We start from the raw sequence: 26616 nt of genomic DNA on the forward strand, positions 1-26616 counted from the left end.
TGCGCGCGCCGCAGGGGCGTGCGCGGGGCACACGGAAGGTGCGCGCGTCGCAGGGACGGGCGCGCGTCAAAGGGAAGGGGCGCGCGTCAAAGGGGAAGGAGCATGCGCGACGGGGAAGGAGCGCGTGTCACGGGGCAGGCGTGCCCGGGGCCGGGCGGGCGGCCTCCAGGCGGCGCAGTTCGCGGTGACCGCGCACGAGCACCCGGCCGAAGCGGTCGGGGTCCGTCAGGCACAGCACGTGGTGGCCGGGGACATGTGCCAGGGCGACGGGGGTGCCGGCGCGGCGCACGGCCGCGACGAAGTCCTCCTCCCCGGAGCGGAAGAGCCGGTCCCGCAGGCCGTTGACGAAGACGACGGGTGTGGTGAGGGTCCCGGCCATGGCGAGAAAGTCCCGGCCGCTCAGGTCGGCGACCACCTGGCCGAAGCCGGGCAGGGCGAGCCCTCCGTGCAGGACCGCGGCGGACATCTCCGGGGGCAGCGTCAGCTGGAACAGCCGTGTGTTCAGGCGCGTCGCGCGTCGTTCCCCGAGGGCCCCCAGGACCCGGTCGGCGGTGCGGAAGACCCGGCCGACGGTCCCCGTCGTCGGTGCGGTGGCGCCGTTGACGATCAGCCCGGCCGCCCGGCCGGGGCGGCACGCGCCGTAGGCGAGGGTCGCATATCCCCCGAGCGAGGACCCCGCGACCTCGGGCCTGGTCCCGGTGGCGTCGTGGGCCTCGGTCACCGCCGCGTCGATCTGCCGGACGGCCCCCTCCAGGGTGAAGGGCTCCGCGCGCAGTTGCCCGTGGCCGGGCAGGTCGCACGCGGTGATCCTGAAGCCGGGCAGCAGCCGGCCGACGTACGGGGCCCACATCCAGGCCGACAGCCGGATGCCGTGGACGAGTACCAGGGGCGTGCCGCTGCGCGGGCCCGCCGTGTAGAGACCGTCGGGGCCCGCCGGGCGCCAGTGGGTGATCACGCCGGTTCACGGCCAGTGCAGAACATGAGCTTCCCCCTGAGTGTGTTGCAACGGATTCCATCGCACGAATACCGGCGGTTCTCCGCCGGGAAGTCACCGGCCGCCCGCCGGTGCCGACGCACGCCGTTCGTATTCGAAGGCGGGGCCGGTCGGGTGTGCCGAGGGCTCCTTCGGTGGTGACGGAGCCAGTCGTCCGGGTCAGGAAAGAAATGACCGCTCAACGACTTCCGGGGTGGGACCTTACTTGCCGGTAATGGGGAAAGCAACCTCATTGTGCGAGGGGTGTCGCGACGGTGGCGGGATCTGTGCGGCGCGCATGATCAACGCTTGACGGAGGCTGGCACCGGCTCTAGATTGGAACGAGTCGGATCGTTCTGAGTTGGGGCGGACCAACCGCCGAGGCCCTCTCGCGGGGCGCTCAGGCCGATCGTGATCGATTGAACGAACCCACCTTGAACAGGTACTTGTCAGTACCTTCGGTGGGTTGGTCGGTGTGCGGGTGAAGTCCCCGCCGCCGACCGCCATGCCTGACGTACGGGGGAGTACATGAAGTTGGCATCGTTCGCACCACCCACTCATGCCTTGGCCGCGCCTGCCCGGACCGGCAGGCCGCAGGTTTCCTGAGCTCCGTCACCCATGCGTACGGCCGTCACGCGAACTCGCGTGACGACGATTCCGCCTCCGTATATCCAGTGAACTGGAATCGGAAAGCGGACCCTTGGGAAAACCCGTCGGTGTTCTCGCTGAATTCCCTTTCGTATTCCCATGCCGCCCAGGCGATCACGGGTTTTCCGCGTCCAATGCCATTCGGCTCAAGAGTAGTCCGACCGATGCAGTTCCCGGACTCCTACTGACGTGAAGTGGGTACACATCCATGGAATCACAGACGTCCGCCGCGACAGCGACGCCCGCAGAACTCAAGCTCTACACGCATGCCCATATCCATCCCGACGACCCCGCCTTCAACCTGTCCCTGGCCCTGAGGATCACCGGAGACGTGGACCTGCCGCGGCTGCGCCGGGTGCTCGGCCGGCTGGGCGCCGGCATCCGCGCCCTCAACACCTCGTTCGAACGCCACGACGGACAGGTCCTCGCCGTCCACCGCCCCTACCCGGGCAGCCCCGAGGACCTCGTGCCGGTCACGGACCTCACGGGCGACGGCCGCCGCACGGTCACCGATCTGCTCACCCGCGAGGTCGACACGCCTCTGGCCCCGGACGCTCCGCGCCAGTTCACGTTCCGCCTCTACCGGGACGACGACGCCGTCTACCTGACGATGTTCTTCTCCCATCTCGTCGCCGACGGCTACAGCCACTTCAACCTCGTGAGCGAGATCGCCCGGCTCTACGCCGACCCGGACGCCGAGCTCGCGGACTCCGTCCTGGACGCGCCGTCCCTGCTGGTCCAGCCGCGCCGGCCGACCGAGCAGGCGGTCGCCTTCTTCCGCGACCAGCTGTCGGGGCTGACCACGCTGAGCGACGACCGCCTGCTGGGCCGCCGCGGCCCCGACGGAGCCCTGCACGGCGAGGAACGCCATCTGCTCCTGGACCCCGCGACCAGCGCGAGGGTGCGCCGGCGGGCCGAGGAACTGAGCTGCACGCCGTTCACCTTCTTCCTCGCCGCCTATCTCGTCACCTACGCCCGGTGCACCGGCGGCCGGACCCCCGTGGTGGGCATCCCCGTGTCCAACCGCCGCGGTCCGCGCCAGCGCGCCTCCTTCGGCTACTTCGTCAACACGCTTCCCCTCGTCACCGACCTGACGGCCCACGAGACCTTCGCCGACCTGTGCCGGTCGCTGGAGAGCACGAAGACGATGCTGCTGCGCCACCAGGACTTCGACCTGGCGGCAGTGGCCCGTGAGGTCATGCCCGGCGCCGTCGACGGCCCCATGAGCTGCGACCAGACCTTCACGTACTACAAGCAGCCGCTGAAGATCCGGCTGGGCGACTGCACGGTCGAGCAGCTTCCGCTGCGCCGCAAGGTCGTCAAGTACCCGATGTCCATGAACGTCGAGGACCACGGCGAGGACTTCGAGATCCACGCCGAGTGCTCCCACGAGCAGTGGGCCACCGACCCGCTCGCCGTGATGCACCACATCGTGCGGCTGGTCGCCGAAACCCCCGAGCGGCGCATCACCGAGCTGCCCGCCCTGGACGGCCCGGCCCGCCGGCGCCTGGAGGCGCTGGTCAACCCCGCTGCCGCCGACCTGCCGGACCCCGCGCTCCCGGCCTCCCTCGCCGACTGGTTCGAATCGGTCGCACTCGCCCACCCCGAGCGCACCGCCGTCGTGCACAACGGCGCCACCCTCACCTACGGCGAACTCAACGACCGCGCCGACCGCGTCGCGGGCCACCTCGCCGCCCACGTCCCGGGGCAGTACGTCGGCATCGCGATGCGCCGGAGCCCGGACCTCGTCGCCGCCGTCCTCGGAGTCCTCAAGGCCGGCAGGGCGTACGTACCGCTCGACCCCAACTCGCCGGCCGCGCGCATCCACCAGATCCTCGACAGCTTCCCCGGCGGCCTGCCGGTCATCGAGGACGAGCACCGCTGGCCCGGCGCGGAACTGCTGTCCCCCGTGGCCGCGGCCGACCTGGCCGGCGCCGAACCGTCCGCCGCGGCCGCCGTCCGGCACGCCGACGACTGCGCCTACGTGATCTTCACCTCCGGATCGACCGGCCGCCCCAAGGGCGTGCGCGTCACCCACCGCAACGTGATGCGGCTGATGGACGCCGCACAGAAGGACTTCGGCTTCGGCGCCAAGGACACCTGGAGCCTGTTCCACTCCTACGCCTTCGACTTCTCCGTCTGGGAGATCTTCGGCGCGCTGCTGTACGGCGGACGCCTGGCCGTCGTGCCGGAGGACACCGCCAAGTCGCCCGAGGAGTTCCGGGAACTCCTGATCCGCGACCAGGTCACCGTCCTCAACCAGACCCCGTCCGCCTTCAACCAGCTCCTCAAGGTGCTGCGCCCGGGGGACGCCCAGGACCTGGCGGTCCGTCACGTGGTCTTCGGCGGCGAGGCCCTGCGGTACGCGGCGCTGTGCCCCTGGTACGACCTCATGGGGGAGCGGGCCCGGCTGGTCAACATGTACGGCATCACCGAGACCACCGTGCACGTCACCTACCACGAGGTGACGCCCGACCAGGCACAGACGGAGACCGCGTCCGTGATCGGCCGCCCGCTGTCCCACCTCACCGTCACGGTGGTCGACCGGGACGGCCACGTCTGCCCGCCGGGAGTGCCCGGCGAGATCCAGGTCGGCGGGGCCGGTGTCACCCTCGGCTACCTCGGGCGGCCCGAGCTGAACGCGGAGCGGTTCCCGGTCGTGGACGGCCACCGTGTGTACCGCAGCGGCGACCTCGGCCTCGTCCGCCCCGACGGCACGCTCGTCCACCTCGGCCGGATGGACAAGCAGGTGCAACTGCGCGGCTTCCGCATCGAGCTGGGCGAGGTCGAGTCCGCCTTCCTCGCCGTCACGGGCGTGCAGGAGTGCGCCGTCCGGCTCGACGAACGCGACCCGGGGCACCCCGGTCTGGTGGCCTTCGTCGCCGGACCGGAGCTGCCCCCCGACGCCAAGATCCGCCAGGAGGTGCGCAACCGGCTGCCCGGCTACATGGTGCCCTCCCGCGTCGTACGATCCGCCGCCCTGCCGCTGACCGTCAACGGCAAGGTCGACGACGCCGCCCTGCCCTGGCCGCAGTCCGCGGACCAGCCCGCCACCGCCGCTCCGGCCGAGGCCGCGGACACCACGGCCGCCGCGGTGCACGCGGTGTGGAGCCGGGTGCTGCACACCACCGACTTCGGTGCCGACGACAACTTCTTCGACGTCGGCGGGTCCTCCATGCACATCGTCGAGGTCCACCGCCGGCTCCAGCAGGAACTCTCCGTCCCTGACCTGGAAATGATCCAGCTCTTCACGCACACCACCGTGCGCCGGCTCGCGGCGCACATCGAATCGATTCGGGGGACCGCAGGTGTCTGACAGCCAGACGAGCGGCAGCGCCATAGCGATCGTGGGCATGGCCGGGCGCTTCCCCGGCGCCCGCGACACCACGGAACTGTGGCAGAGCCTGCTGGAGGGACGGGAGTCCGTCCGCGACTTCGACGACGACGAACTGAGCGCCGCGGGTGTGCCCGCCGACCGGGCGAACGCCGACGGATACGTCCGCCGCGGCGCCGACCTCGCGGACGCCGACCTCTTCGACGCCCGGTTCTTCGACGTCACCCAGCGCGATGCCAAGCTCATGGACCCGCAGCAGCGGATCTTCCTGACCTGCGCCTGGCGGGCGATGGAGGACGCGGGCATCGCGCCGGGCCCCGACCACGGTCCCGTGGGCGTCTTCGCGGGCACCAGCATGAGCACGTATCTGCTCTCCAACGTGCTGCGGTCCGAGGAGTTCGCCGACGCGGCCCTCACCTACCCCGTGCTCCTGGGCAACGACAAGGACTTCCTCGCCACCCGGGTGTCGTACAAGCTCAATCTGAGCGGGCCCGGCCTGAGCGTGCAGACCGCGTGCTCCAGTTCCCTCACCGCGGTGCACCTGGCCTGCGTCGCCCTCGAACGCGGCGATATCACGGCGGCCCTGGCCGGAGGAGTGAGCATCACGGTGCCGCAGACCAGCGGCTACCGCTACCAGCAGGGCGGCATCCTGTCCCCGGACGGCCACTGCCGTCCGTTCGACGCCGACGCGGCCGGCACGGTGAAGGGCAACGGCTGCGGAGTCGTCGTCCTCAAGCGGCTGGACGACGCGCTGGCCCACGGCGACCGCATCTACGCCGTCATCCGCGGTACCGCCGTCAACAACGACGGCTCCGAGAAGATCGGGTTCACCGCCCCGGGCCCGGCCGGACAGCAGTCGGTCATCCGGGCGGCCCTGGAGTCCTCCGGTCTCGACGCGTCCGGCATCGGCTACATCGAGGCGCACGGCACCGGCACGGCCGTCGGCGACCCGCTGGAGCTGATGTCGCTCACCACCGCCTACCGCGCTGCCGGGGGCCCCGCGCCCGACTGCCGCATCGGCAGTGTGAAGGCCAACCTCGGCCACCTCGACGCCGCGGCCGGGGTCACCGGCCTCATCAAGACGGCACTCGTGCTGCACCACCAGACCGTGCCGCCGCAGATCAACTTCGAGCGGCTGAGCCCGCACGCCGACCCGACGCTGCCGTTCTCCGTGGCGACCGAAGCCACCCCCTGCCAGGACGAACCGCTCGCCGCCGCCGCGGTCAGCTCCTTCGGCCTCGGCGGCACCAACGTGCACTGCGTGCTCCAGGCGGCGCCCGCACCCACCGTGCCCGCTGCCGAGAAGGCCGGCGCACACCCGGTGGTCCTCAGCGCCCGCGACGACGACGCGCTGCGCACGACGGCCACCGAGCTGCTGCACCACCTCGCCGACGACGCGACCGCCCCCGCGGTCCGCGACCTGGCCTACACCCTGTTCACGGGCCGCGCCCGGATGGCGGTCACCCATGTCTTCGAGGCCGCCTGCCTCGACGAGGTGCGGGCCGGCCTGCGCGCGGTGGCCTCCGGGACAGCCGTCTCCCAGGGCCGGCCGCCCGCCGCCTGGACCGGGTCCCCGGGACGCAAGGTGTCCCTGCCCGGCCACCCGCTGAACGAACAGAGCCACTGGATCCAGCCGGACCTCCGGCTGCCCGAGCCCGGCCGGGACTCCATCCCCCAGAGCCCGGCCGCCGGTCGCCCGGCCCCGGCCCCCCTCCCCGTGGGGGCCGGCCGGGCCGACTCGGCCCAGGTCCTCTCCCGTGTCCTGGCCGTCCTGGAACAGCACCTGGACATGACGGACGTCGCCCCCGGCGACGACTTCTACGAGCTCGGCGGCGACTCGATGCTCGCGGTCGAGGTCACCACCTGCCTGCGCGACGAGTTCGACGTCGACCTGGGATACGACGAGTTCACCGAACTGCACACGGCGCAGCAGATGGCCGAGCGGCTGTGCGCCCTGCTCGCCGGCGAGAGCGGCTCCGACGGCCTCGTCACCGTCCGGGAGGGTGCCGGCCGGACGCTGTTCCTGGTCCACCCCGCCGGCGGGACCAACTTCATCTACACCGGACTGGCCGCCCACTCCCGGTCGGCCGTGCCGCTGACCGCCCTGTCCTTCCCCTCCGACGTGAACGCCGCGCCCACCTCCCTGCGCGCTCTGGCCGCGCTCTACCTGGAGCGCATCCGCAGCCGGCAGCCCGAGGGCCCCTACCGGCTGGGGGGGTACTCCTTCGGCGGCAACGTGGCCTACGAGATGGCGCTGCAGCTGCAGGCGGCCGGCGAGGAGGTCGAGACGCTGCTGATGTTCGACAGCTATCCGCCGGAGACCTACGTCGGCCGCCATCTGAGCGACGAGGAATTCGCCGAGGCCTTCCCGCTGCTGCTGGACGCTGTCGGAGAGGACGGCCTGGACGCCCGGGAGCTGCGCGAGAAGGGCTTCTACCAGGTCTGGAAGCACAACTACGACCTGCTCAAGGGGCACTATCCCGACCAGCGGTTCCAGGGTGACCTGGTCCTGCTGCGCGCCGAGGAGGCCGACAGCACCGTCCGGCTGGACACCTCGCTGCGCATGAACCTCGTCGACAAGTCGGTGTGGCAGTGGCATGTGTCGGGACGCCTGAACGTCTCCAAGGTGCTCGGCGACCACTTCTCCATGTTCGCCGAGGGGGAGCCGATCAGGACCCTGGCCGCCGCCTTCGACGAGGCGGTCGCCGACTTCGACCGCGCCGACGCCCGCGGCGCCGGGCAGGAGGAGGCCCCGACGTGCTGACCTACGGTTCCTACATCGCAGGCCGGGAGAGCTTCTCGGACGAGTGGACGTACACCGTGCGGGCGTCCGCGATGCTCGACGACGTCATCGGCTCCATCCGCGTCAAGCGGGATCTGGACCAGGGCAGGATGCCCGCCGAGCAGGCCCCCGGCTCGGTGGTCGGCCGGTGCGCGGTGGCCGACCGCCACGACGTCGACGCCGCGCTGGCCGCGGCCGCCGGAGCGGTCCGCCGGTGGGCCGCCCGGCCGCTGCGGGACCGGCTGCGGTTCGTGACGGAGCTGCACCGGCTCACCCGGGAGAAACACGACGAGATCGTCGAGATGCTGGTGGCCGAGGGCCACCCGCGGGCGCTCGCCCGCTGGGAGGTGTCCGGCATCGTCGTCAACACCAGCCCGGAGACCGTGGAGTTCCTGGCCGGCCAGCTGGAGCAGCACATCCCGGCGGGGGAGCGGCGGTTCACGGTGCGCCGCGTGGCCGACGGCGTGGTGTGCCTCAACCCGCCGCAGAACGCCACCCTGGCCAACGCGATGCTGGGCGCCTGGGCGCTCGCCGCCGGCAACGCCCTGGTCGTCCGTGCACCGCGCAGCGCGCCGCTGGGCGTGCTGCACGCCATGCACGAACTGGTCGTCCCTGCCCTCGAACGGGCCGGGGCACCCGCCGAGGTGCTGTCCGTGGTCTGCTCCGACGCCCCGCAGACGCTGCAGCAGTGGCTGGAGAGCCCGCTGGTCGACGACATCATGTACTTCGGCGGCAGCGAACAGGGCGTGGCGTTCGGCGCCGAGTGCGTCAGGCACGGCAAGAAGCCCGTACTGGAACTCGCGGGCAACGACATCTGCGTGGTCTGGCGCGACGCCGACCTCGACCTGGCCGCCACCGCCCTGGCGGAGGCGTTCTACGGGTCCGGCCAGATCTGCATGGTGCCCAACTGCGCGGTGGTGCACCCCGACATCGCCGGCGAACTGCTGGACAAGCTGACGGAGCGGGTGCGCGGGATCCGGCCCGGGATGCCGGAGGACCCCGGCGTTCTGCTGTCCCCGGTCCGGCGCACCGACGCCTTCCAGGAGGTCCTCGACGAGGCCCTCGACCTCGGTGCCCAGCTGGTGTCGGGCGGGCGGCGGCTCGATGTGGACGGCACACCCAACGAGGTCGGCGGCCTGTTCCTGGAGCCCACCGTGGTCCGGGTGGACGGGCTCAAGCGGTCGCGTCTGCTGCGCGCCGTGCGGGAGGAGACGTTCTTCCCGCTGCTTCCGGTGGTGGTCCCCGACAGGGCGCCTGACGCGGAGCTGATGGAACAGATCGTGGAGTTCACCGACGCCAACCCGTACGGCCTGCGCAACTCGCTGTGGGCGAGGGACCACGAGGTGATCGACGCGTTCGTCGCCGGCGTGCGCGGCGGCGGCCTGCTGAAGGTCAACGACTCCCACATCGGGTTCCTGCCCGTGCTGCCCACGCACGGCGGCACCGGCCTGACCGGGGGCCCCTGCGGCGAGGCCAACTACCCGGCGCTGCGCACCAGTCACCTCCAGGGCGTGAGCGTGGCCGCGGGGATCGATCCGTCCGGCGCCGTGTTCGCCGACGCCGATGCCCCTGCCGGCAGCGATGCCGACACCGATGCCGACGCCCCTGCCGACAGCAACGCCGACGCCCGGGAGACGCCGTGATCCGCGCGATGCAGAGCGCACGCGAGGCGTGCGACAAGGCACTGCCCGGCCTCGCCGAGCAGCTGGAGCACCGGCCGCTCGCCGAGCTGGAGGCCCCGGGCAACGACGGTCTGCAGGTCTTCCGGGCCGCGGGCGGCCCCGGCCTGCTGGTGCCCGCCACCTACGGCGGCGCGGGCGCGACGGCCCTGGAGGCGGTCCGGGTGACCCGGGCGCTGGGCGCGCTGTCGCCCTCGCTGGCCGTGGCCACCGCGATGCACAACTTCTCGGTCGCCTCCCTGGTGGCACTGGTGGCCTCGGCCGATGCCGGCGGCCTGGAATGGATGCTGATCGAGGGCATCGCCCGGGACGGGCTGCTGGTGGCGTCCGGATTCGCCGAGGGTCGCGCGGGCGCCAGGATCCTGGACTCGGCGGTCACCGCGACTCCCGTGGGGGGCGGGTTCCTGGTCAACGGGTCGAAGAAGCCGTGCAGCCTGTCCCGTTCGATGCACCTGCTCACCGCCGGTGTGGCCCTGCCCGGCCCGGACGGCGGCAGTGAGCTGGGCGTGGCGCTCGTGCCGGCCGAATCCCCCGGCATCACCCGCCGGCCGTTCTGGGGTTCGCCGTTCCTCGCGGGCGCCGAGAGCGACGAGGTCGTGCTGGAGAACGTGCATGTGCCCGAGGAGCTGATGCTCCGCCCCCAGGTCGAGCTGGGAACCGGGCTGGACACGCTCCAGACCGTGGGCTTCGTGTGGTTCGAGCTGCTGGTGACCGCCGCGTACACGGGCGCGGTCGGCCGGCTGGCCGAGGCGGCACTCAGGTCCGGCCGGGGCAGCGCGACCGACCGGGCCGCCCTGATCACCGGCGTGGAGGCGGCCGCGGGTCTGGCGGAGAACGTGGCGCACACCGTGGACGCCCAGGTCGTCGGCAATCCGGAGCTCGGAGCGGCGCTCACCGCCCGCTACGCGGTCCAGGAGATGCTCGTCGGCACGGCCGACCTGGCGGCCGAACTGCTGGGCGGGCTGGCCTTCGCCGCCTCGCCCGACACCGGGCACCTCCTCGCCGTCAGCAGGGCGCTGGCCTTCCATCCCCCGTCCCGGACCGCCACCGCCCAGGCGCTGCTCGACCACCATGCCGGCGACCCGCTGAGGGTGCAGTGAACACACCAGGAGGAACTGTGGGGCAACAGCCGGCGACCGGCCGGGGCAACGCGACCGCGGACCTGTACAAGGCGCATCTGAGCAGCGGCCGGGGACGGCTGGGGGAGATGTTCGGCGGCCATGTGGAGGCGTCGTCCTTCGGCGCGCGCGTGCGCACCGAGGACGGCAGGTCCTTCCTCAACTGCGGCGGCTACGGCGTGTTCCTGGCCGGGGCCTGCCATCCACGGGTGGTGGCCGCCGTCGAGCGGCAGATCCGCACGCACCCGCTGTCCACCCGGCTCCTGCTGGATCCGGCGGCCGGGCGGGCCGCGGCCGCGCTGACCCGGGTCACCCCCGAGGGGCTGGACCGGGTGCACTTCTGCGGCTCGGGCGCCGAGGCCGTGGAGGCGGCGCTGAAGCTGGCCCGCTGCCACGGGCACCGCAGGATCGTCGCCACCGAGGGCGGCTTCCACGGCAAGACCCTCGGTGCCCTGTCCGCCACCGGAAAGGACCTGTACCGGGCGCCGTTCGAGCCGCTGCTGCCGGACACCGCGCACGTGCCGTTCGGCGACGCCGAGGCGCTGGCCCGGGTGCTCGGCCCGGACGGTTCCGACGCCGTGGTGATCGTGGAACCCGTACAGGGCGAAGCGGGCGTGGTGGTGCCCCCGGCGGACTACCTCGGGAAGGTCGCGGCCCTGTGCGCCGAGAGGGGGGCCTTCTTCGTCCTGGACGAGGTGATGACCGGCCTCGGCCGGCTCGGCCACTGGTGGGGCGCGGACCGCGCGGGCGTGGTCCCGGACGTCCTGCTCGTCGGCAAGGCCCTCAGCGGCGGCGTGATCCCCGTGGCCGCGGCGGTGGCCACCCAGCGCGCCTTCGCCCCCTTCGACCGCGACCCGTTCATCCACACCTCCACCTTCGCCGCCGCCCCGGTGGCGATGGCCGCCGCGGAGAGCGCCGTCGCGGTCATCGAGGACGAGGGCCTGGTCGAGCGCGCCCGGGAGCTGGGGGACCTGCTCCTGCCGCAGATCGCCGACGCGGCCTTGCGGCACTGCCCGCACCTGGTCCGGGAGGTCCGTGGCGAGGGCCTGCTCATCGGCATCGAATTCCACGACGCGGGCCTGGCGGGCGAGTTCCTGCTGGAACTGCTGCACCGCGACGTGATCGTCAACCACTCGCTCAACGCCCACGCCGTGGTCCGGCTGACCCCGCCCGCCGTCCTCACGGCCGAGGAGGCGCAGGAACTGACGGAGGCCGTGCGGCAGTCCGCACGGACCCTCGGCGAACGGTTCCCCGACCGGCCCCACGACACCGACACGCCGACAGGAGGGCGCTGAAGTGCGCTCGGTACGACTCGACTTCCAGGCGCACGGCGTCGACGCCGCCCAGGCCTACGGCCGCATCCGCGACTTCGCCCGCTATCCGGACCTCGTGGACACCGTACGCAAGGTGACGGTCCACCCGTTGCTCGACGACGGATCGCTGCACAGCGACTGGGAGGTGGACTTCCGCAACGGTGTGCTGGCCTGGACCGAGGAGGACGTCTTCGACGACTCCGCGCTGAGCATCACCTTCCGCCAGCTGCACGGGGACTTCGAGACCTTCGACGGCGCGTGGAGCGTCGACGGCACCGACGACGGCGCCCGTGTCGTCTTCACCGCCGGTTTCGACTTCGGTCTTCCCACACTCGCCAACATCGTGGACCCGGTGGCGGAGCGCGTGCTGCGGGAGACCATCGAGCACATCCTCCGGGCTCTGCTCGGACAGGGAGAGGTCGTCTGATGGACCCGCTGAACCGCTTCGAGACACCCGTGACCTTCCGCCTCCTGCGGGCGGAGTACACGGTGGGCCTGCTCCTCAGCGCCGGCTTCATGCTCGCCCACTGGCACGACGTGCGCTGGCTGGTGGCCGTGGGCATGTTCGCCTACATCGACATCTTCGGGTACCTCCCCGGAGCGTGGGCCCACCACAGGGCGAAGGGCAGGCCGATCCACCGTGGCTACTACGTCCTGTACAACACGATGCACAGCTGGCTGACCGCCGGTGCTGTGGTCGCCCTGTGGGGCTGGCTGGTGGGCTGGGAGTGGGCCCTGCTGGCCGTGCCGGTCCATCTGTGCGGGGACCGGGGGCTGCTGGGGAACTTCCTCAAGCCGTTCGGGGTGGCGTTCGAACCCAAGGTGCACCCGGCCTTCACCGCGTTCGAGAAGGCGCTGGCCGCCGCGCCCGAGGGACCCGGCGCGGCCCGCGCTGCCCGGGAGCCGGCCGCCGACGCAGCCCCCGCGCACCGGGTGGGTGCGGGGAACGCCCGATGATCCGGGCGGCGGGCGCCGAGGAGGTGGCTCTCCTCGGCGCCCACGCCGACCATCCCAGCGGTGCCCTGGCGCTCAACGAGGCCACCTCGCGCTGGAGGGGCGGCCGGGTCCCCGGGATCGTCGCGCACCGCCGGTGCGGGCGCCATGTCGTCCAGTTCGGCGGGCCCTTCGCCGCGCAGGGCGACAGGGGAGCACTGCTCGACGAGTTCCTCGACCGGGTGGTGGCGGGCGGCCCCCGGCCGTCCCGGCTGACGGCCGCCCAGATCCGGTCCGCGGACGTGCCCCTCTACGAGTCCCGCGGCTTCACGGTCAACCAGATCGGCACCTCCTACAGCATCGACCTGTCCGCCTTCACGCTCCGCGGCAGGCACCTGGCGAAGATCCGCCAGAACGTCGCCCGCGCGCGACGCGAGGGCGTCACCGTGCACGAGGCCGACTCCCGCGCCCCGGACCAGTCGGAGCTGGACGCCGTGGACGCCGAGTGGCTCAGGGCCAAGGGGCGCCACGTCAAGGAGCTGTCGTTCCTGATCGGGGAGAGGGGCGGGCCCGGCGCGCCCCTGCGGCGCACCTTCGTCGCCCGCCGGCACGGCACGACCGTCGGCTACATCACCTACTCCCCGGCCTGGGGCGCCCGTCCGGGCTGGCTCTACGACCTGACGAGGCGGTCGCCGAAGGCTCCGGTCGGCACGATCGAGCTGGTGAACCTGACGGCGCTGGAGCTGTTCCGCTCGGAGGGGACGGGCTGGCTCCACCTCGGGCTGACGCCGTTCGCCGGACTGAGCGAGCGCCACGAGCCGGCGTCGGCGTCCCGGACGCTGACCCGGTCGCTGCGCCTGGTCGCCGAGCACGGCAGGGCCGTCTACCCGGCCCGCACGCAGGAGGCGTTCAAGCTCAAGTGGGCGCCCCAGGTGCTGGAGCCGGAGTACGCGGCCTTCCAGGGCGGCGTGCGTCCCGGCGCGGTCTGGAACCTGCTGCGGCTGACCAACTCCGTCTGAACCCGCCTTGTCGCACGGGCCCGAAGGCCGGGGCGGCTGCCGCGTCGTGTGACGCTGCAGCCGCCCCGGTCCTGTTTCGGAGGGTGTTGCCCGGTCCTGATTCAGAGGGTGCTGTCGCGGACCGTGTGCCGCTGTGCGAGCCAGTCGGAGATCCGCTCCGCGATGCCCTCACCGGAGCGCGCCCAGCGGACGTGGTCGACGCGGCCGCCGTGCTCCGGGCGGAAGTGCCAGCGGTCGATCGTCGCCGAGGGCAGTTTGGCGCACAGGCGGTCCACCGCCCGGCCGGGAGCCAGCCGGTCCCCCTCGACGGAGACCGCCAGCACGGGAAGGACGACCTGCGCCATGCCCGTCTCGTAGTCGAAGTCCGACCCGGTGGGGGCGAAGCGGCCCGTCCGGCAGATCCTCGCCCAGTCCCGCATGAGCCGGGCGGGCTGGCGCCCGCCGAAGCCGAGCCGGTGCCCCGGCCAGTAGCCCCAGAACCGGGCTACCAGGGAGATGAACTGGGTGCTCGCCAGCACGCGCAGCTTGTCCGCGCCCAAGAAGCCCCGGTGGTCCACCGAACCGGCCGCGACGAGGATGATGCCGTCCGCGCTCCGGGGGTCGTGGGCCGTGTGCATGACGCTGACCTGCCCGCCGATGCTGTGCCCGAGCAGGTACAGCGGGGTGCGGGGGCCGAAGCGCTCGCGGGTCGCACGGATGACGGCGGGCCAGTCACGGGTCGCCAGCTCGTGGTAGCCGTGACGCGTTCCCCGCCCGGCGCGCGGACGGCTGTCGCCCTGGCCCCGCAGGTCGACGGCGACGGAGGCGATGCCCCGGCTCGCCAGCTGGTCGCGGAACGGCGCGTAGTACGAGGCCTTCACACCGAGAGCCGGCCAGATCACGACCACGGCCCGCGGCGCGGACCCGGCGCCGGTGACGGTCGCGGCGAGGAACTCCGCGCCGTCCGGCCCGCCGGCCGCCGGAATCCGCCAGGTGCCGGTGGCGGCCGGGCCGGCCGTCACAGCGCCTCGTCCAGGAGCATGTACTTCAGCCGCGCGTCCTGCGTCTCGCGCGACCAGCGCTCGGCGGCTTCCATCCGCTCCTCGATGCCGCTGTCCACCAGCCGCCGCCCGGGCCAGATCTCGTAGTCGCCCAGCAGATGACCGTGCTCGGCGAGCCCCTCCTGGAAGAGCGACTCCCGCCGGTACAGCACCTCCTGCATGGGCAGTTCCTCCCACAGGCGCCGCCCCTCCCGGACCAGGTCGACCAACCCCGCCCGTGCCTGCGGACGCTGCGTCAGGTACTGGCGTACGACGGCGCTGCCCACGGCCAGGTGGCGGATCTCGTCCATGTTCGCCCCGCGCTCGACCAGCGCGGCGGAGGGGTCCAGCACCTTCCACTTGCGCTCGCTCAGCTCGGCCGCGGGCGCGAGGATCCCCTCGACCAGGACGGTGAGCACGAGGACACCGCCGTAGAAGTCCTGCCGGTCCCGCAGGACGCCGAGACCGAACTCCTCCAGGGGGTCGAGGACGGCGGCCCCGGACGACGCCGCGGTCCGGGCGACCGCGGCCGAGATCTCCTCGTCGGGCACACCCACCAGGAGCAGATGGTCGCGGAACGCGCGCGCGTGCCGGGCCTCGTCGACGAGCTGGGTGGCGTAGAACTCCAGGCAGTCCCGGTCCGGGGCGTGGAAGACGAGGAAGGACAGCGCACGGGTCGCCTTGTCCTCGGCCAGGGTCCGGAAGGTGAACTCGTCGATGAGCGCCTCACGCATCGGCCCCGGACGCAGCACGGCCTGTGTCGGGCCCGCGGCGGTCACGGTGCCGTCCGACAGGCGCCGCAGCATGGAGCCGGCCACGTGCTCGAACCAGTACGGCAGGTTGCACATCGCGGGGGTCAGTTCGAGTTCGCGGGCGCCTTCGAGCACGCCCGGGGCGTTGTCCCAGTCGGCTTCCACGGGGATTTCGGTCACAGTACGGTCCTTCGGGTCGTGTTCCATTGGGGCTGGGACGGTCGGGGCGTGCCGCCGCCGAGGTGCTGTGCCGCACTTCCGCGGGCACCGAGGAGTGCGCGGGGAACGCGGCACGGGGGAAGGCCGGTTGCCCGGTGGCCGGTCTTCCGCCGATCGGCCGTCCGGGACCAGTGGTGCCCTTCGGTCGCGTCCGGTCGTCCGGGACCTCGGGTGTCCCTCGGTCGCGTCCGGTCGTCCGGGACCTCGGGTGTCCCTCGGTCGGGCCTCTGGCGCACCGGTGCGGAACTGCGGGTCCGGCGGCAGTCGCGGTTCCGGCTGCCGATCGGGTGGGGCACGGCGCCGGGGAACGGGGGCCCGGCCCTCGTCGGCCGAGGTGTCTCCCCCCGTCGGTCGCTCTCCCGTCACCGCTGTACGACGAGCCGGCGCTCGGCCCGCCCGAAGACGTTGTAGAACGATCCGGCTCGTTCTACAGTAGGAGCGCCGTCGTCCGACCGTCAAGGCGTTCCACTGCCCGGTCCCCTTGGCAGGGACCGCAGTTCACGCCCGGTGGACGTCCGGCCGTTCCGGACTCGTGGCACAACTGGAATCCGCTCGGGGGTCATGGTGAAACGACTGTGGAAGGTCGAGGAGAGCGTTCTTGTGGACGCCTCCGCCAAGGATGTGTACGCCGCGGTCGCCGACCTGCGGAACATGGGGAAGTGGAGCCCGGAGTGCTTCGGCGTCTGGATCCGCGGCCGGGAGGTGCGCGCGGGAACCGGGTTCGTCGGGTTCAACCGGAAGGGGTTTTTGCTCTGGTTCACCACCTGCCGGGTGGTCAGGGCCGAGCGGCCCTGCGAGTTCGCCTTCCGGGTCACGACGTTCGGTCTGCCCGTGGCCCTGTGGGGGTACCGCTTCCAGCCGGAGGAGGGTGCCACCAGGGTCACGGAGTACTGGGAGGACCTGCGCACCGGCCCCGGCGCGCGGACGGCGGAGTTCCTCGGCCGGGTCTTCACGGGAACGCGGCCGGCCGACCGGGCCGAGGTCAACCGGGCCGGCATGCGGACCACGCTCGGCCGGCTCAAGGCCTCGCTGGGTGGCTGAGGCGGCCCCGGTCGGCTGAGGCCGTGCCGGGTGGTGGAAGCCGCCCCGGTCGGCCGGCCGTGCCTGGTGGTTGAGGCTTCGTCGGCCGGCTCGGCTCGGCCCGTACCGGCCGGCCGGGGAGGGGTGTCGGCCCGCCTTGCCGGCCGTGGCGCGGCGCCGGCCCGTCCCGCCGGTCCGGGCGGGTGACCCGCGCGCCGGTTTCAGGCGCCCTGGAGCAGCATCGAGATCAGCCGGTCGGTGAAGTCGCTCTCGGCCGGCTTGCGGCGCACCAGCAGGCGGATCCACAGCGCGCCGGCCATGGCGTCCACCAGCAGGGCCGGATCGAAGTCCGCGGGCAGCTCCCCGCGTTCCACGGCCCTGGCGAAGATGGGCTGGTGGCGTCCGAGCCGGTCCTCCAGGAAGTGCGTCACCAGTTCCCGCATCGCCTGGTGGCGCACCGCCCCCACCAGGGCCGCCTCCACCACCGCGCTCGTGCGGGGCTCGTCGAGAAGGGCCTGGAGCTGTGTGGCGAGATCGGACAGGTCGCCCTTGAGGCTGCCGGAGTCGGGCAGGTCCAGGGAGAGCATGCCCGAGTTCAGCAGCGCGTCGCGCAGCAGCTCCGACTTCGACGGCCACCAGCGGTAGAGGGTCGTCTTGTTGACCCCGGAGTGCTGGGCGACGCCCTCGACGGTGAGTCCGTCGTAACCCTGGGCCGTGAGCAGTTCGAGGCAGGACGCGAAGATCTCGTCCTTGCGGCGGGGCCCTCCCGGCCTGCCGGCCGACTGCCCGTCCGGCCTGGTTCCAGCTGCTGGCATCGCGACCTCCGACCGGCCCAACGGACCGAACGCAACGTTGTGTTGCGCTAAGTTTAGCGCCATCCTAGGATGGCAACGCACCGTTGCGTTGCATTTTGATCGCGGGGTCATTCCGGTGACGGCCGGTCCGGCGGACCACCTCCGCCCGGCGTCCGGACCCGCTCAGGGGGAATCACATGAAAGCCCGTGTCGTCTGCCTGCCCTTCGCCGGCGGATCCGCCGATGCCTACCGTCCCTGGTCCGCACTCATGCCGCCGTCGTGCGCACTCGTCGCACCCGAACTGCCCGGCCACGGCCGCAGACTCGCCGAGCGGCCGCACGAGAGCGCCGCGGACGCCGTAGCGGACCTGCTGCCGCGCCTCGGTGATCCCACCGCACCGCTGGTCCTCTTCGGCCACAGCATGGGCGGGCTCCTCGCCCACGAGGTCTGCCACGCGCTGTGCGAACTCGGCGCACCGCCACGGGCCCTGGTGATCTCGGCGATGGTGCCCTGCGAACTCCTGGACACCCGCGCCGACCACGAACTCGCCGACGACCCCGACGCCCTTCTCGACCATGTGGCCGGACTCGGAGCGACTCCCGCCGAGGTGCTCGCCGACCCGCAGATGCGCGCCCTCGTCCTGCGTCCGCTGCAGGCGGACTTCCGGCTCCTGGCCCGGGCCCGCACCTCGCCGACGCGGCCGGTGACCGTCCCCCTGTACGCGCTGGCCGGCGATCAGGACGTGGTCCATCCGCCGGGCCAGGTGGCCGCGTGGCAGCGCCATGCCCGGCGGTGGCAGGGGCTGCGCGTCCTCGCCGGCGGCCACTTCTTTCCCTGGCGGGACGAGACCGTGCCCCGTTTCCTGGCGACCCTCGCCGAAGGCTCCCTCGCCGAAGCGGCCGCCGCGGACACGGTCCCCGCGGCCTCGGACGGCATCCCTGTGGCCGGGGCTGCCGGGCGGTGAGCGACCTCATCGCTCCCGGGGCGGCCGCGGCCACCCGTATGGACCGGCCTCCGTCGGTCATCCGCAGGGACCGGCCTCCGCCGGTCATCCGCACGGACCGGCCTCCGCCGGGCCCCTGATGCCGTCGGTCACGACCTCACCGCACCCACCCACGAGGGGAGAAACCGCAATGCCGCACGCGCTCACCGGGCGGCTCGCACTGGGAGTTCTGCTGCACGGCTCCGGCGGCCACTGGGCCGGATGGCGCCACCCGCAGGGTGCTGCCACGGGCCAACTCGACTACGCCTTCCACGAGTTCCTCGCCATGGAGCTGGAGCGCGGCAGGATCGACGCCGTCTTCCGCCCCGATCTGCTCGCGCCCTGGGGCGAGGGTCCCGGCCTCAACAAGGCCGCCAGGGCGGACCACTTCGAACCCATGACCCTCCTGGCCGGGCTGGCCGGCGCCACGGAGCACATCGGCCTCGTCGCGACCGGCTCGACCACCTACTGGCCGGCCCACCGGCTGGCAGGCAGGTTCGCCTCGCTCGACGCGATCTCCGGCGGCCGGGCCGGATGGAACATCGTGACGTCCGTCCTGCCGCAGGAAGCGGCGAACTTCGGCCGGACGCCCGTCCCGCACGACATGAGGTACAAACTCGCCGAACGCTCCGTCGACGAGGTCCGCGCCCTGTGGGACGCGGCGCACCTCGGCCGGGCGCAGGGCATCCCCGCACCGCCCCAGGGCCATCCCGTCCTCTTCCAGGCGGGTGCGTCCCCGGCGGGCATCGACTTCGCCGCCCGCTACGCCGACGTCGTCTTCACCGACCAGCGCGACCTGCCCGGCGCCCGCCGGTTCTACGCCGAGGTGAAGGAGAGGGTCCGGGCGGCCGGTCGTCGGCCCGAGCAGGTGCAGATCTGGCCGGCCTTCTGGCCCCTGGTGGCGGCCACCGAGGCCGAGGCGCGGGGCCATCTGGCGGCGCTGCGGGGACTGGTCCACGAGGACGTGGCCCGCCAGTGGCTGCAGGAGAACCTCGGGACCGACCTGAGCGGCCACGATCTGGACGCACCGCTTCCCGAGATCCCGCCGACCGACCGGAGCCAGAGCCGCCGGGAACTGCTGATCCGGATGGCTCAGGAGCACGGCTTCACGACCCGTCAGCTGGCCGAGCACTTCCTCAGCGGCCAGATCGTCGCCGGCACCCCGTCCCAGATCGCCGACCGTATGCAGGAGTGGTACGAGGAACGGGGCGCGGACGGCTTCATGATCTCCTTCCCCTTCCTGCCCGGCCCCCTCGTCGACTTCGTCGACCACGTGATCCCGGAACTGTGGCGCCGCGGACTCTTCCCCAACGCCTACGACGGCAGGGACCTGCGGCAGAACCTCGGTCTGCCGGGCCACGCACTCGCCACCGGAGGCACCCATGCCTGAACCGGCCCCCGCCCCCGTACGACTGTTCGTCGCCCTGCCCCCGACACCGCGTCCGGATGCGGCACCGCACGGTGCGGTACCGCACGGTGTGGCACCACATAGCGATTCACCACACGGCGATTCACCACACCACGGTGAGGCATCGCACGGTGCGGCGCCACAAGTGCCACGGCCGGGAGGCGAGGTCGGGCCGTGGCTGCGCCGGCTGTCCGACGCGGCGGTCGCCGCCGACCGGGCCGGCATCGACGCCCTCGTCATCCGCAGGAGCGACACCGTCGGCAGCCGCAGGAACGACGCCGTCGGTCCGGCCGCACTGGAACCCACCGGCGTCCTCGCGGCCCTCGCTCCCCGCACCACGGGCATCGGCCTGATCGCCGAGGCGTCCCCCGCCTCCCACGAGCCGTACCACCTGGCGCGTGAGCTGGCGACCCTCGACCTCATGTCCGGCGGCCGCGCCGGGGTGCTGCTGGACCCACGTCCGGACACCGTCGAGCGAGCGGCCGGGCCCGAGACGCCCGAGGCGCACCGACGGACCGCCGAGCGCCGATGCTCCCAGGAGTACCGGCGCGCCGAGGAGTACCTGGGCGTGCTCGCGGGCCTGTGGGACAGCTTCGACGACGACGCCTTCGTGCACGACCGGGCCTCGGGCGTCTACTTCAGGACCGACGGCATGCACCGCCTCGACCACGACGGCCCCCACTACCAGGTGGCCGGCCCACTGAACATCGCCCGGCCACCGCAGGGCCACCCCGTGACGCTGGCCGCCTGGAACACCCCGGCCGACGCTCCCGGCGCGCCCGACTACCACGTCACGGACCGCCCGGTCCCCTCCCGGACGCCCCGGATCGCGCCCCTGTCCGTCGCCCCCGAGCCGTCCGGGGAAACCGTCGAACGCGTCCGGCGGCTGCTGCACGAGGAGCGGCCCGCCGGCCTTCTGATCGACCTGCCCGGCGGCCCGGCGGCGCTGGAACTCTTCGTCGGCCAAACGCTGCCGATGCTGCGCGAACACCGGCTGGTGTCCGGCCCGTCGCGCGGTGCACGAACGCTGCGCCGACGCCTGGGCCTGGACCGGCCCGCGGACCGGTCGGTCCGCCGTACGGCCTGATCTTCCCGTTTCTCCCCGGACCGATGGAGGTGGTTCCCTTGCGGGCCAGCACACTATGGAGGCAGCCCAGGGCATGGATCGTCGTGCTGATCGGGTCGTTGCTCGCTGCCCTGAGCACCCTCAGTTATCTGGGACCGACCTCCGACCCGGACGGTCACCTGCGCAATCTGCCGCTCGTCCTCGTCACCGAGGACCAGGGCGTCACCGGCCCCCACGGCACGGTGAACCTGGGCGGCAAGCTCGCCGACGCCATCACGGCCGCGGCCCGCAAGGACGGGCGCGTGCACTGGAGCGTGGTGCGCACGCGCCAGGACGCCTGGCGGATGCTCGACGCCCAGGACGCGTACGGGGCCCTGGTGGTGCCCCGCGACTTCACCGGCCGCGCCCTGTCGCTGCTCGGCACGGGACAGCACGCCCGGCGCCCGATGATGGAGCTCGTCGAGCCCAGAGGGGTCAGCGGCGTGGCGGCCTCGACGACCGACAAGGTGATGCGTCTGACCGCGGCGCAGGCGTCCGAGCGGATCGGCGCACAGCTGACGGCGCAGGCGGCGGCCGCCGCGAGGAGCAAGCCGGGGACCCCTGACACGTCCGGGACTTCCGGCACGTCCAGGACTCCTGGCACCTCCGGGGCCTCCGGGACCCCTGGCACCTCCGGAGCTTCCGGCACGTCGGGAAACCCCGGCGCACCCGGCACACCCGGCACCTCTGGTGCTTCCGGCATCTCCGGCACTTCCGGTAACGCCGGCGCCTCCCGTACCCCCGGGGCCTCCGGCACCTCCGGGACCTCCGGCACCCACAAGGCTCCCCCGAAGGCCGGGGCGGCGTCGGCCGGGCTCCTGGCCCTGCTCGGCGACCCGGTCGGCGTGACCACCACCGTGCGGCAGCCGCCCTCCGGGGACGTCGGAGCCGCGGCCGGGGCATTTCCGCTCTACATCGCCATCGCGCTGCTCATCTCGGGCCTGCTGCCGGCCACGCTGCTGACGACGTTCGTCGATGCGAGGCTCGGCTACGTGCCCCTGGAGATCGGCCCCCGGCGCGTCGTCCAGCCCGTCATCCGGATCACGCGGTCGTCGACGTTCCTGGCCAAGGCGGTGCTCGGCGCGGCGATGGGATGCGTGGCAGGTGCCGTCGTCGCCTGCGTCGCGCTGTGGACGACCGGCGTCCGCCCTGGCGACACCGGGCAGTTCGTGCTCTTCTGCAGCACCGCCTGCGCGGCCGTCTCCCTGCTGACCCTCGCCCTCTTCGCCGTGTTCGGGGCACTCGGCCAGCTCCTCGCCCTGTTCTCGGTGACCCTCGTCGGCGTGCCGCTGTCCGCGGGAGCCATCCCGGCGGAGGAACTACCCGGCGGATACGACGCCTTGGGCAAGGCGCTGCCCGCCCGCCACGTCGTCGAGGGGGTGCGATCGCTGCTGTTCTTCGACGGCGGGGGCGACCGGGTCCACCTGGCGTGGCTGGTTCTGGGCGCCTACGCGGCCGGGGCCCTGCTCATCGGCTGGGCCGTCTGCCGCTGGTACGACCGCCGCGGCTACCACCGCGCCCAGGAACACGAGTTCCGGCCCCACCGGGCCAACGAGCCCGCCGCCGCGGTGCCGTAGCCGCGGCGACACCTCGCCGCACCGCTCACCCGGCCCCCTCTGCGCTCCACCGCGGAGGGGGCCGGCGTGTGCCGGGCCGGGGCCGTGCCGATCATTTCGCCCCTCGCCCGGCACAGGTCGGGCCATGGGCAGGGCGCGGTCTGCGCAGGCACTGGTCCGGTCGGTACGGCGTGGGCTCCGCAGGCACTCGTTGGTACGGAGTGGTCTCCGTGGGTGAGGGAACGGCAGCAGGAGGAGATCTTCGCCGGGATCCCACGCAGCCGCCGAGCGCTCCCGGGCGGGCCGGGAGGCGGCGCGTCGGCAGAGAGGGCAGGCCGCACCGGGAACCTGTCCTGACTCTCCTGACCCGTCCTGACCTGCTGTTTCCCGGACCAGAGGCACCCCCGTCCCCACCCCCGTCCCCCTGTGAACGGCGCCGCTGTCGGGAAAGCGCGCGCGAAGGCGGGACCTGGTCACGGTGGCTCGACTTCCGGCCGGCACCGAGGCGAGAGATGCTGGTACTCCGACGTGGACCAGCGAACAATCACGGGCTGGTGCGCATCTCACCCTTCGCAAAGCCCACCCCGTACTCATACGGTCCTCAGCGCGACGGGTAGTCGTCGCGTCTTCCCGAAGGAGGCCGGGCGATGAATCTTCCGTCGTACCGTGACCGCAGAAGCGCGACAGCACCGCCCCGGCTCCCCGCCCGGGCCGCGAACGCCCGAAGACTGAGCACCGCCGCCGTCGCGGCGATACTCCTGGCGGGCTGTGGCACGGGCACCCCCAAGGCGGCCCCGCACTCCAGCGGCCCCGGTGCGTCCCCCGCCTCGCCCGCCGCGCCTTCCCAGTCCCGTCCGTCCTTCACCGCGGACACCGCCACCACCGCCACCACCGCCACCACCGCCTCCACCACCGCCACCACGTGCACCAACAGCACGAAGCTCGCCGGATGGTCGAACCGCCGGCTGGCCATGCTGACCATCGCCGTCCCGTTGTCGGAGACCTCGGTGTCCGACGCCACGTCCGAGGTGGGCGCCGGTGCGGGCGGCGTGCTGCTGTTCGGCAGCAAGGCGCCGTCCGACCTCGGCTCCCGGCTGACCACCCTGAAGTCCCATGTGCCCGGCCACCTGGGCCTGTTGGTGATGACCGACGAGGAGGGCGGCGGCATCCAGCGCATGGCGAACCTCGTCGGGTCCCTGCCCTGGCCCGCGTACATGGGAGCGCACTGGACCCCGGCCCAGATCCAGCAGAACGTCACGACGGTCGCCAAGAAGATGGCTGCCGCCCAGGTGAACATGGACCTCGCGCCGGTGGTCGACGTCGACGGCAGGAACGAGGCCCCCAGCCATACCAACCCCGACGGGTGGCGGTCCTTCAGCGGCGACCCCTCGGTGGTCTCCAAGGCCGGTGTCGCCTACATGAACGGGCTGCGCGCCGGAGGCGTGATACCCGTCGTCAAGCACTTCCCGGGCCTCGGCGGCTCCAGCTACAACTCCGACTTCGGTCCCGCCCGCACCCTGCCCTGGTCCACCCTGCAGAAGGTGGGCATCCCGCCGTTCACAGCGGCCATCAAGGCCGGTGCCCCGGCCATCATGGTCTCCAACAACATCGTGCCCGGCCTGGGCACCAATCCGGCGAGCCTGTCGCCCACCGTCATCAGCTCCGAACTGCGCGGCAAGATGGGCTTCAAGGGACTGGTGCTCACCGACTCGCTGAGCGCCAAGGCGATCTCGGCCGCCGGTTTCAGCGTTCCCGCCGCCGCCGTCCAGGCGCTGCGCTCGGGTGCCGACATGGTCATGTTCGATCTGAGGGGCAACGTCAGCTCCCAGACGTCCTCGATCGCCTCGGCGATCACCAACGCGGTGGCCGGCAACCACCTCGCCCGCAGCCGCCTCATCGACGCGGCGGGGCACGTGCTGGCCGTCCGGCACGTGAATCTCTGCCCCTGAATCTCTGCTCCTGGATCTCTGCTCCTGAGCGCGCGTCGCAGCAGGCGGCCCTCGGCCCACCCGGCCGTGCCCGACGCCGCCTTCCCCGCCCTCCAGGCCTCCCCCTCCACCTGGCCTTCCCCGCCCTTCTTGCCCTCCTCGGACACGAACGGGGCGGCGTACTCCGACGGGGTGTCGGTGTACGCCGCCCTCGGGTGGGACGCGCTGCGGGAGCCGGCCCGCGCTGTCACGGCGGTTACGCCGGGTCGTGGTTGAACTTCGAGGTCGACCAGACGTAGCCGAGCACGGTGAGGCCGAGGCACCAGACGAGGGTGATCCACCAGTTGTTGCCGATGTGGGTGCCGAGGAGGAGTCCGCGCAGGGTCTCGATGGCCGGGGTGAAGGGCTGGTACTCGGCGATGGGCCGGAACCATCCGGGCATCGTGCGGAGAGGGACGAACGCGCTGGAGATGAGGGGCAGAAGGATCAGCGGCATGGCGTTGTTGCTGGCGGCTTCGGCGTTCGGGCTGCTCATGCCCATGCCGACGGCGATCCAGGTGAACGCCAGGGAGACCAGAGCGAGCAGCCCGAGTGCCGCGATCCATTCCAGGAGGGTGGCGTCGGTGGAGCGGAAGCCGATCGCTACGGCGACGGCCCCGACGAGGACCACGCTCATGACCGCCTGCAGAACGCTGCCGACGACGTGTCCGAAGAGTACGGAGCCGCGGTGGATGGCCATGGTGCGGAAGCGGGCGATGATGCCCTCGCTCATGTCGTTGGAGACGGACACGGCGGTGCCGACGACGGTGGAGCCGATGGTCATCAGCAGGATGCCGGGGACGATGTAGGCGATGTACGCGGAGCGGCCCGCGCCGCCGCCGATGCCCGCGCTCATGGCGTCGCCGAAGATGAAGACGAACAGCAGCAACAGCATGATCGGGGTGAGCAGCAGGTTCAGGGTGAGCGACGGATAGCGCCGGGCGTGCAGGAGGTTGCGGCGCAGCATCGTGGCGGAGTCGCGTACGGCGAGGGAGATCCGGGTCGGGCGGGCGGGAGCCAGGGGGGTGCTCATCGGGCGGTCTCCTTGCGCTGGTCGGGGACGCCGGGGCCGCCGGTCAGGGCGAAGAAGACGTCGTCGAGGTCGGGGGTGTGCACGGTCAGCTCGTCGGCCTCGATGCCGACCGAGTCCAGCCAGTCGAGGATGGCGCGCAGCTCGCGCTGGCTGCCGTCGCTCGGGATCTGCAACGCGAGGGACTGGTCGTCCCGGGAGGCCTCGCGCAGGGCCGAGGCCGCTGTCCGGTACGCGGCCGGGTCGGTGAAGCGGAGCCGGACGTGCCCGCCGGGGACGATCCGCTTCAGCTCCTCGGCCGTGCCCTCGGCGGCGATCCTGCCGTCGTTGAGCACGGCGATGCGGTCGGCGAGTTCGTCGGCCTCCTCCAGGTACTGGGTGGTGAGGAAGACGGTGGCGCCGTCGGAGACGAGCTCGCGGATGATCTGCCACATGGTGTGCCGGGAGCGCGGGTCGAGGCCGGTGGTCGGCTCGTCGAGGAAGATGATCCGCGGGTTGCCGACCAGGGTCATGGCGATGTCGAGGCGGCGCTTCATGCCGCCGGAGTAGGTGGAAGCGGGCTTCTTCGCGGCCTCGGTGAGGTCGAAGCGCTCCAGCAGGCCGGCGGTGACCTGCCGCCCCTCGCGCCTGGAGAGGTGGTGCAGGTCCGCCATGAGGAGCATGTTCTCCTCGCCGGTGATCAGGCCGTCGACGGCGGAGAACTGTCCGGTGACGCCGATCGCGGCGCGCACCGCCTGCGCGCCGGCGACGAGGTCGTGGCCGCCGACGCGGATCGGGCCACTGGCGGGGTCGGGGGAGACGAGGGTGGAGAGGATCTTGACGGCGGTGGTCTTGCCGGCGCCGTTCGGGCCGAGCAGGGAGAAGATCGTTCCTTCTCGGACGGTCAGGTCGATGCCGTCGAGGACGGTCTTGTCGCCGTAGGACTTCCGCAGCCCGTTCGCCGCGATGGCCAGGTCGGTCATGA

20 protein-coding genes are annotated in these 26616 nt (G+C 72.5%); 14 read left to right on the plus strand and 6 right to left on the minus strand.

Annotated elements, in window-relative coordinates:
- Nucleotides 1-127: 127 nt before the first annotated feature.
- Nucleotides 128-955, minus strand: coding sequence for an alpha/beta hydrolase (locus tag ACFZCP_RS32220; RefSeq protein WP_362693000.1), 828 nt, complete (start codon nt 953-955; stop codon nt 128-130).
- A gap of 874 nt (nt 956-1829) precedes the next feature.
- Between ACFZCP_RS32220 and ACFZCP_RS32225 the strand changes: the two genes are divergently transcribed.
- The 8 genes from ACFZCP_RS32225 to ACFZCP_RS32260 are packed head-to-tail and all read left to right on the plus strand — an operon-like array spanning nt 1830 to nt 13799.
- A complete protein-coding gene (locus ACFZCP_RS32225) occupies nt 1830-4937 on the plus strand; it encodes an amino acid adenylation domain-containing protein (RefSeq protein WP_391434084.1) in 3108 nt (1035 codons plus the stop codon).
- The gene (locus ACFZCP_RS32230; RefSeq protein WP_391434087.1) at nt 4930-7719 is read left to right on the plus strand and encodes a beta-ketoacyl synthase N-terminal-like domain-containing protein; all 2790 of its coding nucleotides are present in this window, start codon (nt 4930-4932) and stop codon (nt 7717-7719) included. Before ACFZCP_RS32225 ends, ACFZCP_RS32230 begins: the two co-directional genes overlap by 8 nt.
- Nucleotides 7713-9380: an aldehyde dehydrogenase family protein gene (locus ACFZCP_RS32235; protein WP_391434090.1), complete on the plus strand. Its 1668-nt coding sequence runs from the start codon at nt 7713-7715 to the stop codon at nt 9378-9380. Before ACFZCP_RS32230 ends, ACFZCP_RS32235 begins: the two co-directional genes overlap by 7 nt.
- Nucleotides 9377-10516: an acyl-CoA dehydrogenase family protein gene (locus tag ACFZCP_RS32240; protein ID WP_391434093.1), complete on the plus strand. Its 1140-nt coding sequence runs from the start codon at nt 9377-9379 to the stop codon at nt 10514-10516. Before ACFZCP_RS32235 ends, ACFZCP_RS32240 begins: the two co-directional genes overlap by 4 nt.
- 17 nt (nt 10517-10533) lie before the next feature.
- Nucleotides 10534-11829 (plus strand): aminotransferase class III-fold pyridoxal phosphate-dependent enzyme, encoded by a 1296-nt coding sequence (locus ACFZCP_RS32245; protein ID WP_391434097.1) that lies wholly within the window; start codon nt 10534-10536, stop codon nt 11827-11829.
- A 1-nt stretch (nt 11830) separates the two neighbouring features.
- Nucleotides 11831-12274, plus strand: a complete 444-nt coding sequence (locus ACFZCP_RS32250) for an SRPBCC family protein (RefSeq protein WP_362692982.1) — start codon at nt 11831-11833, stop codon at nt 12272-12274.
- Nucleotides 12274-12804 carry a hypothetical protein gene (locus ACFZCP_RS32255; RefSeq protein WP_391434101.1) on the plus strand — a complete coding sequence of 177 codons (531 nt, stop codon included), beginning with the start codon at nt 12274-12276 and terminating at the stop codon, nt 12802-12804. The genes ACFZCP_RS32250 and ACFZCP_RS32255 overlap by 1 nt, the downstream gene beginning before the upstream one ends.
- Nucleotides 12801-13799, plus strand: a complete 999-nt coding sequence (locus ACFZCP_RS32260; protein WP_362692976.1) for a DUF2156 domain-containing protein — start codon at nt 12801-12803, stop codon at nt 13797-13799. The genes ACFZCP_RS32255 and ACFZCP_RS32260 overlap by 4 nt, the downstream gene beginning before the upstream one ends.
- 101 nt (nt 13800-13900) lie before the next feature.
- Here the strand turns inward: ACFZCP_RS32260 and ACFZCP_RS32265 are convergent, their stop codons facing one another.
- On the minus strand, nt 13901-14800 hold the full coding sequence (locus ACFZCP_RS32265; protein ID WP_391434105.1) for an alpha/beta fold hydrolase: 900 nt from the start codon (nt 14798-14800) through the stop codon (nt 13901-13903).
- Nucleotides 14797-15750: a VlmB-like protein gene (locus ACFZCP_RS32270; protein ID WP_391434109.1), complete on the minus strand. Its 954-nt coding sequence runs from the start codon at nt 15748-15750 to the stop codon at nt 14797-14799. Before ACFZCP_RS32270 ends, ACFZCP_RS32265 begins: the two co-directional genes overlap by 4 nt.
- A gap of 600 nt (nt 15751-16350) precedes the next feature.
- Between ACFZCP_RS32270 and ACFZCP_RS32275 the strand changes: the two genes are divergently transcribed.
- Nucleotides 16351-16830, plus strand: a complete 480-nt coding sequence (locus ACFZCP_RS32275) for an SRPBCC family protein (RefSeq protein WP_362692967.1) — start codon at nt 16351-16353, stop codon at nt 16828-16830.
- Nucleotides 16831-17030: 200 nt separating this feature from the next.
- Here the strand turns inward: ACFZCP_RS32275 and ACFZCP_RS32280 are convergent, their stop codons facing one another.
- Nucleotides 17031-17624: a TetR/AcrR family transcriptional regulator gene (locus ACFZCP_RS32280; protein ID WP_362692964.1), complete on the minus strand. Its 594-nt coding sequence runs from the start codon at nt 17622-17624 to the stop codon at nt 17031-17033.
- Between the two features lie 176 nt (nt 17625-17800).
- Here ACFZCP_RS32280 and ACFZCP_RS32285 point away from each other — a divergent pair, with 176 nt between their 5' ends.
- The 5 genes from ACFZCP_RS32285 to ACFZCP_RS32305 all read left to right on the plus strand — a co-directional run bounded on the left by ACFZCP_RS32285 (nt 17801) and on the right by ACFZCP_RS32305 (nt 24604).
- The gene (locus tag ACFZCP_RS32285) at nt 17801-18568 is read left to right on the plus strand and encodes an alpha/beta fold hydrolase (RefSeq protein WP_391434115.1); all 768 of its coding nucleotides are present in this window, start codon (nt 17801-17803) and stop codon (nt 18566-18568) included.
- A gap of 169 nt (nt 18569-18737) precedes the next feature.
- Complete coding sequence (locus ACFZCP_RS32290) at nt 18738-19976, plus strand: LLM class flavin-dependent oxidoreductase (RefSeq protein WP_362692958.1); 1239 nt, start codon at nt 18738-18740, stop codon at nt 19974-19976.
- Nucleotides 19977-20139: 163 nt separating this feature from the next.
- On the plus strand, nt 20140-21081 hold the full coding sequence (locus ACFZCP_RS32295; protein ID WP_391434119.1) for an LLM class flavin-dependent oxidoreductase: 942 nt from the start codon (nt 20140-20142) through the stop codon (nt 21079-21081).
- Nucleotides 21082-21119: 38 nt separating this feature from the next.
- Nucleotides 21120-22676 carry an ABC transporter permease gene (locus ACFZCP_RS32300; protein ID WP_391434122.1) on the plus strand — a complete coding sequence of 519 codons (1557 nt, stop codon included), beginning with the start codon at nt 21120-21122 and terminating at the stop codon, nt 22674-22676.
- Between the two features lie 626 nt (nt 22677-23302).
- Entirely contained in the window at nt 23303-24604 is a 1302-nt protein-coding gene (locus tag ACFZCP_RS32305) for a glycoside hydrolase family 3 N-terminal domain-containing protein (protein WP_391434125.1), read from the plus strand.
- A 235-nt stretch (nt 24605-24839) separates the two neighbouring features.
- Here the strand turns inward: ACFZCP_RS32305 and ACFZCP_RS32310 are convergent, their stop codons facing one another.
- Nucleotides 24840-25655 (minus strand): ABC transporter permease, encoded by an 816-nt coding sequence (locus ACFZCP_RS32310; RefSeq protein WP_391434130.1) that lies wholly within the window; start codon nt 25653-25655, stop codon nt 24840-24842.
- On the minus strand, nt 25652-26614 hold the full coding sequence (locus ACFZCP_RS32315) for an ATP-binding cassette domain-containing protein (protein WP_391434133.1): 963 nt from the start codon (nt 26612-26614) through the stop codon (nt 25652-25654). The genes ACFZCP_RS32310 and ACFZCP_RS32315 overlap by 4 nt, the downstream gene beginning before the upstream one ends.
- Nucleotides 26615-26616: the final 2 nt, after the last annotated feature.

Origin of the sequence: Streptomyces sp. NPDC007971 (assembly GCF_042958635.1) — a bacterium.
GTDB lineage: Bacteria > Actinomycetota > Actinomycetes > Streptomycetales > Streptomycetaceae > Streptomyces.